We start from the raw sequence: 13,815 nt of genomic DNA, 5'->3' as shown, positions 1-13,815 counted from the left end.
CGCACCCCCGCCCATCCGACGTTTACGGGCGCATGAGGATCTTTATCGCACCGTCCTCCTTGTGCTGGAACATCTCATAGGCGCGGGGTGCCTCCTCCAGCGGCATGCGATGGGTGGCGAATCCGTGGACGCCCAGCGGGTCGTCGTCCGTCAGCAGCGGAAAGATGTCGTCGGCCCAGCGCCGCACGTTCGCCTGGCCCATCCGTAGCTGGATCTGCTTGTCGAACATGGTCATCAGCGGCAGCGGATCGGCCATGCCCCCGTACACCCCGCTGAGGGAGATCGTGCCACCGCGCCGCACCAGCGCGATGGCCAGCCGCAGCGCCGCCAGCCGGTCGACCCCGGCCTTCTCCGTGAGCTTGGCGGCCCAGTCCCTCGGAAGGAAGCCCGCGACCCGCTGGGCGGTCCGGCCGAGCGGGCTGCCGTGGGCCTCCGCTCCCACCGCGTCGATGACCGCGTCCGGTCCGCGGCCGCCGGTGGTCGAGAGGATGGCCTCGACCAGGTCCTCCTGACGGGAGAAGTCATTGAGGTCATACGCCTGGACGCCGTCGGCGCGCGCTCGGCGCAGCCGTTCGGGGACGAGATCCACTCCGATGACCCGGTCGGCCGTATCCCGGACCTTCGCCACCCGGCAGGCCATGATTCCGATGGGGCCCAGTCCCAGGACCGCGAGCGTGCCGCCGCGCGGAATCTCCGCGTACTCGACGGCCTGCCATGCCGTGGGCAGCACGTCGGACAGATAGACGTAGCGGTCGTCCTGGACTCCTTCGGGCACCTTGATCGGGCCGTACTGGGCCTGCGGCACCCGCAGATACTCCGCCTGGCCGCCGGCCACCGCACCGTAGAGCTTGGTGTAGCCGAAGAGTTCCGCCCCCATGCCGTGCTCGGCGACCTGGGTGGTCTCGCACTGCGTCGGCAGACCGGAGCGGCACATCCAGCAGTGTCCGCAGGCGATCTGGAACGGGACCACCACGCGGTCGCCGGGGCTGATGTGCGTCACCTCAGGACCGGTCTCCTCCACGATGCCCATCGGCTCGTGGCCGAGGATGTCGCCGGGGGTCATGAAGGGCGTGAGCACCTCGTACAGATGCAGATCGGAGCCGCACAGCCCGGTGGTGGTGATCCGGACGACCGCGTCCGTCGGCTCCTTGAGGATGGGGTCCGGCACCGTCTCGACCCGCACATCATGTCGGCCCTGCCAGGTCACCGCTCGCATCGCCGCATCCCTTCGCCGTGGTCGTCGGCATGGTCTTCCGGGAGCCGTTCCGGGTACCCCGGCGAATCCGGCCGAAGCGTCGGCGGGACCACGGCCCGCGCCGCCGCTCCACCAGGTCCACGAGCCGGGATGTCTCCTCGGCGACCACGCCCGTCTCGGCGCCCGCGGTGCTCAGAACGGCCAGGCACGCGCCGTCCGCCAGCGCCGCGACGCAGAGGAGGCCCGCCGCCATCTCGATCATCGTCCGCCGGGGCGGGCCGCCGCGCCCCCGGCGCCCCGCGCTCGCGGCGACGCGGTGGAATCCGGAGGCGACGACGGCCAGGTGCTCGGCCTCCTGACGGGAGAGCCCATGGGACGCGCTGACGGTCGCCCCGTCCCGGGAGAGCACCACGGCATGGCGTACGCCTCCGGCCCCGGCCACCAGATCGTCCAGGATCCGGTCGAGATCGGCCATGGAGCGTGCGGCGGCACTGCGGGGCTTGGTCATGGGCGGTCTCCCTCGGTCGGGATGCGCCGCGCCGGGCGGCGCTCCAGGTCCCCTTTGGGCCAGGGACGCTAGACCCGGCAGGGGTGCACCTTGGGGGCGCATTACGGAACCTGTTGAAATTTGACAGAGTCAGATGCCAGAGCGATCGGTCAGCGTCCGAATCTGCACTCGATGCGGGCGTAGGCTGCTTGCTCATCGCATCGCTTCACCGTCGTACCCCAGGTGTCCCGAGGAGTTCCCGTGCCACATGAGCCCTCCCACGGAAACAGTGCGGCCGACGTGAGGGACTTCTTCACTCCCCGGTCGGCCGACTGGGACAGCCGCTTCCCGGACGACGGCCCCGCCTACGCCGGCGCCGTCGCCGACCTGGGACCGCGGACCGGGGACGCGGTCCTCGACGCGGGGTGCGGGACGGGGCGCGCGCTGCCTGCGCTGCGCGCCGCGGTCGGCCCCGCGGGGACCGTTCTCGGCGTGGACCTCACGCCCGCCATGCTGGACGCCGCCGTACGCCAGGGCCGGGACGGCTTCGCGGGCCTCGCCCTCGCCGATGTGGCGCGGCTGCCGCTGCGCGACGGCTGCCTCGACGCGGTGTTCGCCGCCGGGCTGATCTCCCATCTCGCCGAGCCAGGGCCGGGCTTGCGGGAGCTGGCCCGGGTGGTGCGCCCCGGCGGGCGGCTCGCGCTGTTCCATCCGGTGGGGCGGGCCGCTCTCGCCGCCCGCCACGGCCGCTCCCTCACCCCCGACGACCTGCGGGCGGAGCCCCAGCTACGGCCGTTGCTGGCGGGCGCCGGCTGGCGCCTGGAGTCGTACGCCGACGAGGACACACGCTTTCTGGCGCTCGCCGTCCGCCAAATCGACTAGACGGGCCGACCGGACCGGTCAGCCGGATCGGTCCGGTCAGGGCTGATCCGCGATCGCCGCCGCGAAGCCGGGGGCGTTGTCGAACATCACGTTGTGCCCCGCTCCGGGCACGGTGCGGACCGTCACCCCGGCCGCCGTCAGCTCCTCGCGCCCGGTGAGCTCCTCGCCGTTCCCGCCGACGAGATATGTGCGGGGGATCTCCGGGCCGAGGAGCATCGCCCGCATGGTCGGCCGGGTGCCGTGGCCGGCGCGCACGCGCTGCGGTGCAGGGCGGTCGGGTCGGCGAGCCGCATCGTCGCCCGCCACACCGGCCCGATCCGTTCCAGGGTCTCCACGCTGTGCCCGATGAGCTCGGCGCCCCACATCCCGGCCGCGTCGAGGGTCGCGGCCGGCGCGTCGGCGTGGTCCTCCAGCGTGTAGCCGAAATCGGCGGGGCGGTCGTTGATCCCGTGGCCGGGCAGGTCCACGAAGAGCGACCGACGGCCCGCGAGAGCCGGGACGGCGGCTATATGGGCGTGATAGACGGCCGATGACGCGCCGAGCCCATGGACATAGACCCGCGGCGGGCCGCCGTCCCCGGCCCCGGCCGTGCCGGTCCATCCGATGCGGCCCTCTCCGGGCCGAATGAAGCGTGCTGGATGCCCTGACTCCCCCTTACGGATCGGGTCGGACACCTGGCAATACAACGGGCCCGATGTATTGCGTCTGCGAGGTACAGCGGTCATGCGGCATAATGCGATCATGCTCGAACTCGCCATCCTGGGCTTCCTCCACGACGCCCCCCTGCACGGTTACGAGTTGCGCAAGCGCATCGCCGCGCTGACCGGACATGTGAAACCCGTGGCCGAGAGCACCCTCTACCCGGCGATCAAGCGGCTGGAGAAGGCCGGGCTGCTGGCCCGCCGGACCCAGCCGGGCGCGGGGGCGGCGCCCCGGCATGTCCTCACGCTGACCCCCGAGGGACATGCGGAGCTGCGCCGCCGCCTCGCGCATCCGGCGGACATCGACATCACCGACGAGAACCGCTGGTTCACCCTGCTGGCGTTCCTGCGGCATCTCGACGACCCCTCGGCACAGGCGGAGCTGCTGTCGCGCCGGATGGCCTTTCTGCGGCAGCCGTCGAGCTTCTTCTACGAGGGCGACCGTCCGCTGCGGGCCGAGGAGGTGGAGGACCCCTTCCGGCGTGGCATCCTCACCATCGCCCGGGCCACCAGCCAGGCCGAACTGTCCTGGCTGCGGCGCACGCTCGACACGCTCCGCGCGGCGACCGACGACTGAGGACCGACCGCGACCCGATGTCTCGACTCCATGGCTACTGGGTGGTTAAGGTGCGCGACGACGGATCGCCCTTCGGATCCGCATGCGCAAGAGGAGGCTGTCGTGCCCGCCACGGAGGAGTCAGGCGACGAGGCACTGTATGTGCTGACCGCGGTGCTGCTGACACCCGCTCAATTCCCGAGCGTGCTCGGTGACGACTATCCCGAGGCATGTGCCGTGCTCGGGCTGGAGCCGTACGAGACCGGCTACGGACTGGTGCTGGGGCAGGACGGCGGCGGTGCCCGCTGGACGGTGGTCACCGACGATGTGTCACTCGTGGCGTGCGCCATCGCGACCTGGGACTGCGGTATGGAGTACGCCTTGGCCATCGACGACCGGACGGTGGTCGCCTCCCTTCCCGGCTGGCCGCTCGCGGTGGCCGTGGCCGCCCCGGGCGTACCGGCTCCCCATGACCCCGCTCCCGGCGCCGAGCTGGGGGCGGACGCCTCCCGGGCGCCGCTGACGCCGCCGGACTCCGAGCGGTGGGGCCCGGCCCAGCGGCGGCTCGGCGCCGATGAGATCGCGCTCCAGTGGGCGATCTGGCGTGAGCAGGTCGACAGCGATGTGACGTTCGTGGCCCCGGGCGAGAAGCCGCATGGGGGCGTACGGCGGGTGCTCGAGGAGGCGCGCGGCTATCTGGCCTCGCCCCCGCCGACGGGCCGGATCCGTTCGGCGTTCGCCTCCGGTGACGCGCGGACACTCCGGGCCGACGGGCCGGGCTGGAGCATGGTGGCCCGGACCGACGACATCGCCTTCGTGCTGCTGGACGACGCTCCGGGCGAGGTGCTGCCGGTCGGCCGTGGCCCCGAGCTGCCGGAGCTGCTGACGGCCCTCGACAAGCTGGCCGTGCGACCCCACTGAGAGCGCGCCCGCGCCAAGACCTGAGCGGCCGGCCGTGCGCGCCCCCACTGAGAACCTGAGCACCCTCCCCCGTCCAGGCAGGTCACGGACGACGAGTACATGGCCCGCCGTCCTTACGGTCGCCACGGCCCACTGCGTCCCGGCCCCGGGCCTCAGCGGGACATGACTGCTCCCCCAGCCGGCCGGGCCCCGAAACGGGGTCGCGAGCGGTCCGCGATCGGTACTGCACGGTCACTCCCGGCTGCGCGCCGCCCGTGGCCCCGAGCCCGGCCGGCCGCCTTCCGCGGCCGCGCTCGGCGGCCGCGGCTGCTTCAGCGGCCCAGCTGCTTACGGGAGACCCTGTGCAACCTGCGGCGCTGGGAGGAGTCAAGCAGCAGATAGGCCGCCGCCGGCACTCCCACGATCACCAGCAGCGCCGCCCAGAAGGGCAACACCCAGAGCAGGATCACACCTGCCACCACACCACCGGTGGCGACCTTCGCGCGTGTGGACATTTCACCCGCCTCCTTCACGGCCCATAGCCGCACTCACTCCACACAACGGACGCCGACGGCACCCGGTTCCTCCTCGCGCCGTCATCCTGTACCCTCGGGCGGCCCGGGCTCCACTAGTCAAATTTGAGGAACGCTCAGCGCTGTGACCCCACCCTCCGCGGCAACACCCTCCGACGTCGCCGAACTCTCCCGCTGCACCGCGGTCTTCCTTCCCGGTGATCCGGCACGCACCGGCCGGATCGCGTTCTGGCGGCCGGACGGCTCCACCCCTTCCGGTCCCGCCACCGGCTCGGCCGAGGAGCTGACGGTCGCCGTCCCGGTGGACGCCCCCGACGACGGCTCCACCGGCCCCGCCCCCACCGGTCTCGACGTCCGGACCCGGACCGTACAGGCGCTCGTGCTGCCCATGGGCGAGGCGCTGCCGGTGCTCACCCGCGCCCGGGCGCGGGCTGCCCAGGCCGGTCCGGGCCAGTGCGACCCCGCCACGGCCTTCTGGGGCGCCGCCGCCGTACTCGCCCTCCAACTCGCGGCCCGCGGAAAGCTGCTGCCCGGGCTCACCGCCACCGACCACGACGCCTGGCGCGTCGGCCCGCTCACCCCCGACGACCTGACACGGGTGCGTGAACTGGCCGCCGCCATGCCGCCCAGCGCGCACGCGACGCCGCTGCCCGCCTCCGGCCCGGTGCTGCTGCCCGAGCCCGAGCGGCAGCTGCGCGCGTTCCTGGACGCGGTGGCGGACGGCCTGCCGCGCTCGCCCGCCGCGGCGCTGGCCGCGGGCGGCCCCGCCTTCGCCGCCACCGCGCCACGGCGGCTGCCCGAACAGCGGGCCTGGGCCGCCGACGTGGCCGCCGGGCATGACGCGGGGGTGCGGCTCTCGGTCCGTATCGAGCTGCTGCACGGCGGCGGTGGGAACGGTAAGGCGGACAGGCCGCACTTCCGTGCCGTCCTCCAGCTGCACAGCCTCACCGACCCGGCGCTGGTCGCGGACGCCGCCGATGTCTGGGCGGGCACCTCGCCCGTCATCCCGGCCCTCGGTCCGCGCGCCCGTATGGACGCGCTGCTGACCCTGCGGCGCGCGGCCCGCGCCTGGGCGCCGCTCGCCCCGCTGCTGTCGGCCGCCGTGCCGGACGCCCTGGACCTCGCCGACGAGGAGGTCGCCGAGCTGCTCGGCCCTGCGGCCGGGGCGCTGGACGCCGCCGGGGTCCAGGTGCACTGGCCCAGGGAGCTGGCCCGTGGGCTCACCGCACGTGCCGTCATCGGCCCGGACGACGACGAGGCTCAGGACGACGGCGGGCCCCGGTTCCCCGCCTTTCTCTCCGCCGACGCGCTGCTGCGCTTCAGCTGGCGGTTCGCCGTGGGCGACCAGGAGCTCACCCGCGCCGAGCTGGACCAGCTCGCCGAGGCCAGCCGGCCGGTGGTGCGGTTGCGCGACCAATGGGTCCTCCTCGACCCCGAGGCGGCCCGCCGCGTCCGCGACCGGCAGGACCGCAAGCTCACCCCCGCCGACGCCCTCGGTGCCGTCCTTACCGGTCGCGCGGAAGCCGACGGCAGCGAGGTGGAGGTACGGCCCACCGGCTGGCTGGAGGCCCTGCGGGACCACCTCGCCGACCCCGAGGGGACCGCCGGCGCACAGCCACCGCCCGTGTCCCAGCCGGCCGCTCTGGCCGCCACGCTGCGCGACTATCAGCTGCGCGGCCTGGACTGGCTGGTCCGTATGACCTCGATCGGCCTCGGCGGCTGTCTCGCCGACGACATGGGGCTCGGCAAGACCATCACCCTGATCGCCCTCCATCTGCACCGCCGATCCATCCCCGAAGCCTCCGGACCCACTCTGGTGGTCTGCCCCACCTCCCTGATGGGCAATTGGCGGCGCGAGATCGAGAGGTTCGCGCCGGGCACCCCGGTGCGCCGTTTCCACGGCCCCGCGCGCAGCCTGGACGGCCTCGCGGACGGCGAGTTCGTCCTCACCACCTACGGCACGATGCGGCTGGACGCACAGCGGCTGGCCGAGGCCGGGCCATGGGGCATGGTGGTCGCGGACGAGGCCCAGCATGTGAAGAACCCGTTCTCGGCGACGGCGCGGCAGCTCCGCACCATCGGCGCACAGGCGCGCGTGGCGCTCTCCGGAACCCCCATCGAGAACAACCTCTCCGAGCTGTGGGCGATCCTCGACTGGACCACGCCAGGAGTGCTGGGCACCCACGGTGCGTTCCGCAGGCGCTACGCCCAGGCCGTGGAGAGCGGAAGCGACCCCGAGGCGGCCGCGCGGCTGGCGAAACTGGTCCGGCCCTTTCTGCTCAGGCGCCGCAAGTCCGACCCCGGTATCGCCCCGGAGCTGCCGCCGAAGACCGAGACGGACCGGGCCGTCGCGCTCACCAAGGAGCAGGCCGGGCTCTACGAGGCGGTGGTGCGCGAAATCCTCGCCGAGATCTCCGGCACCGGCGGTCTCGTCCGGCGCGGGCTCATCGTCAAGCTCCTCACCGGGCTGAAGCAGATCTGCAATCACCCGGCGCAGTATCTGAAGGAGGACCGGCCCGTGATCCCCGGGCGCTCCGGCAAGCTGGAGCTGCTCGACGAGTTGCTGGACACCATCCTGGCCGAGGGCGCGAGCGTTCTGGTCTTCACCCAGTACGTCCAGATGGCGCGCATCCTCGAGGGCCATCTGGCCGCGCGCGGGGTGCCGACCCAGCTCCTGCACGGCGGTACGCCGGTGGCGCGGCGCGAGGAGATGGTGCGGAGCTTCCAGGACGGCGAGGTCCCGGTGTTCCTGCTGTCGCTGAAGGCGGCGGGCACGGGGCTCAATCTCACCCGGGCCGGGCATGTCGTGCACTACGACCGCTGGTGGAACCCGGCCGTCGAGGCCCAGGCCACCGACCGCGCGTACCGCATCGGCCAGACCCAGCCGGTGCAGGTCCACCGCATCATCGCGGAGGGGACCGTGGAGGACCGCATCGCCGCGATGCTGACACGCAAGCAGGAGCTGGCGGACGCCGTGCTCGGCTCCGGCGAGGGCGCGCTGACCGAACTGACCGACGCCGAGCTGGCAGAGCTCGTGGAGCTGCGGGGGACCGAACGATGAGCCGTGCCGAGGTCGAGCGCACCTTCGCCGCCCTGCCACCCGCCCACGGCCGCGGCTTCGCCGGCACCTGGTGGGGCCGGGCGTGGCTGAAGGCCCTGGAGGACACCGCGCTGGACGGAGAGCAGTTGAAGCGCGGCCGCAAGCAGGCGCGCGAGGGCGCGGTGGGCGCGGTGTGCGTACGTCCGGGCCGGGTCACCGGCGTGGTGCGGGACCGCGACCGCACGCCTTACCGATCCGACGTACTGCTGCGGGAGTTCACGGAGGCGGAATGGGACCGGCTGCTGGGGGTGGTCGCGGACCGCTCCGGCCATATCGCCGCCCTGCTGGACCGCGACATGCCCCCGCAGTTGGCCGAGGACGCGGCGGCCGTGGGCGTCGAACTGCTGCCGGGGATAGGCGATCTGGAACCGGAGTGCGGCTGCGAGGCGTGGGATCACTGCCTGCACACCGCCGCGCTGTGCTACCAGCTGGCCCGGCTGCTGGACGAGGATCCGTATCTGCTGCTCCTGATGCGCGGACGCGGGGAGCGGGAGCTGCTGGACGAACTCCAGGTGCGCAGCGCGGCGCGGGCCGCCCCGTACCTCCCACCAACGGCGGAGGACGCCTCTCCCGCGGCACCCGAGGGCGTACCGGCCCGGGAGGCGTTCGCCGCGCCCGGTCGGCCGCCGCTGCCCGCACCGCCGCCCGCCGTCGCCGCGCCCGGCCGTCCTCCGGCGCTGGCGAGCGGCACGGACCCGGCCGAGGGACTGGACGTCGCCGCGCTGGAGTTCCTGGCGGCGGACGCCGCCGTACGCGCCCGGCGGCTGCTGGCCGAGGCCCTCTCGCCCGGCCACGCCTCCTCCCCGGTCCCGGCGGTACTGACGGTGTGGCAGGACACGGTGCGGCTGGCCGCCGCCGGTCCCCCGGCGCCTATCGCCGCCCGGCTGGCGGCCGGTTGCGGGCGTGACCGCGCCGATCTGGCGCGGGCCGTCCGTGCCTGGGAGCACGGCGGGGCCGCCGCGCTCACCGTTCTGGAGGAGGAGTGGACGCCGGACGCGGCAGCCCTCGCGCGTGCCCGCGTGCAGCTCGCCGCCGCCTGGGAGGAGGACGAGCGGGCGCCCGGGCTGCGCGCCGCGGGGAACCGCTGGACGGTGGTGGGCGCCGATCTCCAGGTGCGCTACGGACGCGACGGCCGCTGGTGGCCGTACCGCAAGGAACACGGCCGCTGGTGGCCGGCGGGCCCGGCCGGACACGACCCGGCGGCGGCGCTGGCGATGCCCGGCTCCGACGGCTGACGCGGCGCGCGGCCGGTGGCGGCATCCTTCCGCCACCGGCCGCGCGGCGAGCAGAAGCCAGCGCCGACGGTGCCGTCCGTAAGGGAGAAGGGCCGGTGAGTGGCCCCCGGCCGTCGGCCCATCGCGGAGGCCACCTCGGGGTTGCCCCGTCCAGGCCGCCATCCCGTGGCCGGTGAAGACGGACGGGAGGGGTGGAAAATCCTGCCGGGCCGAAGGCGGCGGGGCGGCAACCTTTGGGCGGGTCGTGGAGACCGTAAGGGCGTCAACCCCCTCGGCACGTCTCCACGGGACGGAGTCACCGACCATGACCCTCAGCCCACGGCGCCCCCGGCGGCGCCGCCCCGCTTCGCTCATCGGCTCTCTGGCCCTGGCCACCGGCGTCGGGCTCGTCGCCGCCCCGGCCGCCGGCTGGCTCGGCGGCGACGCCCGGGCCCATGCCGCCACGCCCGCGGCCGCGGCGGCCACCATCGTGGTGGCCAAGGACGGCAGCGGTAACTACACCACCGTGCAGGCGGCCGTCGACGCGGTGCCGGCCAACAACCCGTCCGCCGTCACCATCTCCGTCAAGCCCGGTACGTACCGCGAGACGGTGAAGGTCCCCGCCAACAAGCCGCATATCCGGCTGGTGGGCACGACGAGCGGCAAGAACGATGTGACGATCGTCTACAACAATGCCTCCGGCACCCCCAAGCCCGGCGGAGGCACCTACGGCACCAGCGGCAGCGCGACCGTCGCCGTCGAGGCCGATGACTTCCAGGCCCGCAATCTGCAGTTCGTGAACGACTTCAACGAGGCCAACAGCGCCATCACCGACAAGCAGGCGGTCGCGCTGCGCACCGCGGGCGACCGGATCGTCCTGGACAACATCGGGACGGTCGGGGACCAGGACACCCTGCTGCTGGACTCCGCGAGCAAGTCCACCGTCGGCCGGGTGTACATCAACAACGCCTGGATCCAGGGGAACGTCGATTTCATCTTCGGCCGTGCCTCCGCCGTCATCAACAAGTCGGCGATCCGGCTCGTCAAGCGCTACGACGGCAGCTCCGGCGGCTATGTCGCGGCGCCCTCGACGGCGGCCGGGAAGAAGGGCTTCCTCTTCATCAACAGCAACATCACCGGGGATGTCGGCAGCCGGTCGTTCTACCTCGGCCGCCCCTGGCACGCGGGCGGCGACGCCAGTCTCGATCCGCAGGCGATCGTCCGCAATACGGATCTGTCAGCGGCGATCAAGACCACTCCGTGGACGGACATGAGCGGCTTCTCCTGGAAGGACGACCGCTTCGGGGAGTACAAGAACACCGGCGCCGGTTCCGGTGCGGCGAGCACCGACCGGCCGCAGCTGACCGACGCCCAGGCCGCGGACTACGAGATCGCCGACTGGCTCGGCGGCTGGCAGCCGTCGGCCTGACGGATGAGCCCCGGCCGCCGGTCCCGTCGGGGGGCGGGACCGGCGGCCGGACGCGGTCAGCCGCGCGCGGCGAGCAGATGGTCCATGGCGAGCTGGTCCAGACGCTCGAAGGCCATACCGCGCTCGGCGGCCGCCTCGACGTCGAAGTCCTCGAAGGCGGTGCGGTCCGCGAGCAGCGCCGCCGGGGTCTCCCCCTCCCCGAGGGTCGGCTCGCCGAGCTGGTCCAGGCGCGAGGCGCGCAGCGCCTCCTGGACCTCGGGGTCGGCGCGGAAGGCGGCCGCCCGCTCCTTGAGGATGAGGTAGTTGCGCATGCAGCCCGCCGCCGAGGCCCAGACGCCCGAGATGTCCTCGGTGCGCGGGGGCTTGAAGTCGAAGTGGCGCGGCCCCTCGTAGCCGCCCGTCTCCAGCAGGTCGACCAGCCAGAAGGCGGCCCGCAGATCGCCCGCGCCGAACCGCAGGTCCTGGTCGTACTTGATGCCGTTCTGGCCGTTGAGGTCGATGTGGAAGAGCTTGCCCGCCCACAGTGCCTGGGCGATGCCGTGCGGGAAGTTCAGCCCGGCCATCTGCTCGTGGCCGACCTCCGGGTTGACCCCGTACAGCTCGGGCCGCTCCAGCCGCTCGATGAAGGCCAGCGCGTGGCCGACGGTCGGCAGCAGGATGTCGCCGCGCGGCTCGTTGGGCTTGGGTTCGATGGCGAAGCGCAGATCGTAGCCCTGCTCGGTGACGTAGGCGCCGAGCAGGTCGAACGCCTCCTTCATCCGGTCGAGCGCGGCGCGCACGTCCTTGGCGCCGCCGGACTCCGCGCCCTCGCGGCCGCCCCAGGCCACATAGGTCTTGGCGCCCAGCTCGGCGGCGAGGTCGATGTTGCGCATGGTCTTGCGCAGCGCGTAGCGGCGCACATCGCGGTCGTTGGCGGTGAAGGCGCCGTCCTTGAAGACGGGATGGGTGAAGAGGTTGGTGGTGGCCATGGGCACGGTCATCCCGGTGGCGTCCAGGGCCTGCCGGAAGCGCTTGATATGCGATTCGCGCTCGGTCGCCGAGGCCCCGAAGGGGATGAGGTCGTCGTCGTGGAAGGTGACGCCGTACGCGCCGAGTTCGGCGAGCCGGGTCACGGACTCCACGGGGTCGAGCGCCGGGCGGGTGGCGTCCCCGAACGGGTCCCGGCCCTGCCAGCCGACCGTCCACAGTCCGAAGGTGAACCTGTCCTCGGGGGTGGGGTTGTAGCTCATCGCGGCTCCCTCGCCTATTTCGTCATGGCGCTTAACAAATTAGTATGCGCGAGCATTCCGGGGAAGCCCCGTTCCACCCGCACACCGCACCACCCATGGACGCAAGGGAGAGCGCGAGATGGCAGCAGCAGCCGTGCCCGTGCCGCAAGGACCACTCGTCGTCGGCGTGGACAGCTCCACGCAATCGACCAAGGCGCTCGTCGTCGACTCCGCGACCGGTGCGGTCGTCGCCCGGGGACAGGCCCCGCACACCGTCGGCGGCGGCAGCGACGGCACCGGTAAGGAGTCCGTCCCCGAGCAGTGGTGGGAGGCGTTGACCGAGGCGCTGCGCCAGTGCGGGACCCCGGCCCGGGAGGCGGCCGCGGTCTCCGTGGGCGGCCAGCAGCACGGCCTGGTCACGCTGGACGCCTCGGGCCGCTCGGTGCGGCCGGCGCTGCTGTGGAACGATGTGCGCTCCGCGCCGCAGCGCGACCGGCTCATCGAGGAGCTGGGCGGCCCGAAGGCATGGGCCGAGCGGGTCGGCAGTGTGCCCGCGCCCGCCTTCACCGTCACCAAGTGGGCCTGGCTGAGGGAGAACGAGCCGGAGGCGGCCCGCGCCACCGCGGCCGTCCGGCTCCCCCACGACTACCTCACCGAGCGGCTCACCGGCTACGGAACCACCGACCGGGGCGACGCGTCGGGCACCGGCTGGTGGTCCTCGGCCACCGAGTCCTACGACGAGGAGATCCTGGACCGGGCCGGGCTCTCCCCCGAGCTGCTGCCGCGCGTGCTGCGCCACGGCGAGGCCGCCGGGACCGTACGGGAGCTGCCCGATCTGCCGCTGCCCACCGGCACCCTGGTGGCCACCGGCACGGGCGACAACATGGCGGCCGCCCTGGGGCTCGGCCTGCGCCCGGGGCAGCCGGTGCTCAGCCTGGGCACCTCCGGCACCGTCTACGCCGTCTCGGCCCACCGGCCCGCCGACCCCACCGGGGTGGTCGCGGGGTTCGCCGACACGCGGGACGCCTGGCTGCCGCTGGCGTGCACGCTCAACTGCACGCTCGCGGTGGACCGGATCGCGGCGCTGCTGGGCCGCGACCGGGAGGCGGTGGAGACGGGCGGCTCGGCCGTGCTGCTGCCGTTCCTCGACGGCGAACGCACCCCCCATCTGCCGCACGCCTCGGGGCTGCTGCACGGTCTGCGCCACGACACCACACCGGGGCAGGTGCTCCAGGCCGCCTACGACGGGGCCGTCTTCGCCCTGCTCACCGCGCTGGACCAGGTGCTGGACGCGGACGCGGCGCCCGACGCCCCACTGTTGCTCATAGGGGGTGGCGCCAAGGGCACCGCGTGGCGGGAGACGGTCCGGCGGCTGAGCGGACGCCCGGTACAGGTGCCCCGGGCCGAGGAGTTGGTCGCCCTCGGAGCCGCCGCGCAGGCCGCGGGGCTGGTGCTCGGCGAGGACCCGGCGGCGGTGGCGCGGCGCTGGGCGACCGCCGAAGGGCCGTCCTACGGTCCGGTGCCCCGCGACGAGGCGGCGCTGGAGCGGCTCTCCCGGGTGCTGGCGGACGCGGAGGGCCTGCTGCGCCACGCGTGAGCGCCGTACGGCG

At 73.5% G+C, this 13,815-nt stretch carries 10 protein-coding genes and 2 pseudogenes; 7 read left to right on the top strand and 5 right to left on the bottom strand.

Annotated elements, in window-relative coordinates; all coding sequences use genetic code 11:
* Positions 1-22 precede the first annotated feature (22 nt).
* Together STRVI_RS18845 and STRVI_RS18840 are read right to left on the bottom strand one after the other, a co-directional pair.
* Positions 23-1,216 carry an alcohol dehydrogenase catalytic domain-containing protein gene (locus STRVI_RS18845; protein ID WP_014057268.1) on the bottom strand — a complete coding sequence of 398 codons (1,194 nt, stop codon included), beginning with the start codon at positions 1,214-1,216 and terminating at the stop codon, positions 23-25.
* A complete protein-coding gene (locus STRVI_RS18840; protein ID WP_014057267.1) occupies positions 1,185-1,703 on the bottom strand; it encodes a roadblock/LC7 domain-containing protein in 519 nt (172 codons plus the stop codon). Before STRVI_RS18840 ends, STRVI_RS18845 begins: the two co-directional genes overlap by 32 nt.
* Before the next feature lie 240 nt (positions 1,704-1,943).
* Between STRVI_RS18840 and STRVI_RS18835 the strand changes: the two genes are divergently transcribed.
* Positions 1,944-2,564 (top strand): class I SAM-dependent methyltransferase, encoded by a 621-nt coding sequence (locus STRVI_RS18835; RefSeq protein WP_014057266.1) that lies wholly within the window; start codon positions 1,944-1,946, stop codon positions 2,562-2,564.
* A gap of 36 nt (positions 2,565-2,600) precedes the next feature.
* On the opposite strand, the pseudogene STRVI_RS18830 reads toward STRVI_RS18835, so the two are convergent.
* Positions 2,601-3,190, bottom strand: a pseudogene (locus STRVI_RS18830) (alpha/beta fold hydrolase).
* A 115-nt stretch (positions 3,191-3,305) separates the two neighbouring features.
* Between STRVI_RS18830 and STRVI_RS18825 the strand changes: the two are divergent.
* Positions 3,306-3,842 carry a PadR family transcriptional regulator gene (locus STRVI_RS18825; RefSeq protein ID WP_043239173.1) on the top strand — a complete coding sequence of 179 codons (537 nt, stop codon included), beginning with the start codon at positions 3,306-3,308 and terminating at the stop codon, positions 3,840-3,842.
* 102 nt (positions 3,843-3,944) lie between these two features.
* Positions 3,945-4,742 (top strand): hypothetical protein, encoded by a 798-nt coding sequence (locus STRVI_RS18820; protein WP_014057264.1) that lies wholly within the window; start codon positions 3,945-3,947, stop codon positions 4,740-4,742.
* 311 nt (positions 4,743-5,053) lie between these two features.
* On the opposite strand, the gene STRVI_RS18815 is transcribed toward STRVI_RS18820, so the two are convergent.
* The gene (locus STRVI_RS18815; RefSeq protein ID WP_014057263.1) at positions 5,054-5,236 is read right to left on the bottom strand and encodes a hypothetical protein; all 183 of its coding nucleotides are present in this window, start codon (positions 5,234-5,236) and stop codon (positions 5,054-5,056) included.
* 142 nt (positions 5,237-5,378) lie between these two features.
* Between STRVI_RS18815 and STRVI_RS18810 the strand changes: the two genes are divergently transcribed.
* From STRVI_RS18810 to STRVI_RS18800, 3 genes and pseudogenes are all read left to right on the top strand, one after another.
* Positions 5,379-8,315, top strand: a complete 2,937-nt coding sequence (locus tag STRVI_RS18810) for a DEAD/DEAH box helicase (RefSeq protein WP_014057262.1) — start codon at positions 5,379-5,381, stop codon at positions 8,313-8,315.
* On the top strand, positions 8,312-9,589 hold the full coding sequence (locus STRVI_RS18805; protein WP_014057261.1) for a hypothetical protein: 1,278 nt from the start codon (positions 8,312-8,314) through the stop codon (positions 9,587-9,589). Before STRVI_RS18810 ends, STRVI_RS18805 begins: the two co-directional genes overlap by 4 nt.
* Positions 9,590-10,025: 436 nt before the next feature.
* Positions 10,026-10,997: pseudogene (locus STRVI_RS18800) on the top strand (pectinesterase family protein); the annotation flags it as partial.
* 56 nt (positions 10,998-11,053) lie between these two features.
* On the opposite strand, the gene xylA reads toward STRVI_RS18800, so the two are convergent.
* Complete coding sequence (gene xylA, locus STRVI_RS18795) at positions 11,054-12,226, bottom strand: xylose isomerase (protein ID WP_014057259.1); 1,173 nt, start codon at positions 12,224-12,226, stop codon at positions 11,054-11,056.
* A 118-nt stretch (positions 12,227-12,344) separates the two neighbouring features.
* On the opposite strand from xylA, the gene xylB reads away from it, so the two are divergent.
* Positions 12,345-13,802, top strand: coding sequence for a xylulokinase (gene xylB, locus STRVI_RS18790; RefSeq protein ID WP_014057258.1), 1,458 nt, complete (start codon positions 12,345-12,347; stop codon positions 13,800-13,802).
* Positions 13,803-13,815: the final 13 nt, after the last annotated feature.

Origin of the sequence: Streptomyces violaceusniger Tu 4113 (assembly GCF_000147815.2) — a bacterium.
Taxonomy (GTDB): Bacteria; Actinomycetota; Actinomycetes; order Streptomycetales; family Streptomycetaceae; genus Streptomyces; species Streptomyces violaceusniger_A.
The sequence above is the reverse complement of the archived record's forward strand: the minus strand, read 5'-3'. Positions and strand labels throughout refer to the sequence as shown.

Coding starts and splice junctions, on each gene's coding strand:
- STRVI_RS18845 (WP_014057268.1), bottom strand. CDS start 1,216: ATGCGAGCGGTGACCTGGCAGGGCCGACATGATGTGCGGGTCGAGACG.
- STRVI_RS18840 (WP_014057267.1), bottom strand. CDS start 1,703: ATGACCAAGCCCCGCAGTGCCGCCGCACGCTCCATGGCCGATCTCGAC.
- STRVI_RS18825 (WP_043239173.1), top strand. CDS start 3,306: ATGCTCGAACTCGCCATCCTGGGCTTCCTCCACGACGCCCCCCTGCAC.
- STRVI_RS18815 (WP_014057263.1), bottom strand. CDS start 5,236: ATGTCCACACGCGCGAAGGTCGCCACCGGTGGTGTGGTGGCAGGTGTG.
- STRVI_RS18805 (WP_014057261.1), top strand. CDS start 8,312: ATGAGCCGTGCCGAGGTCGAGCGCACCTTCGCCGCCCTGCCACCCGCC.
- xylA (WP_014057259.1), bottom strand. CDS start 12,226: ATGAGCTACAACCCCACCCCCGAGGACAGGTTCACCTTCGGACTGTGG.
- xylB (WP_014057258.1), top strand. CDS start 12,345: ATGGCAGCAGCAGCCGTGCCCGTGCCGCAAGGACCACTCGTCGTCGGC.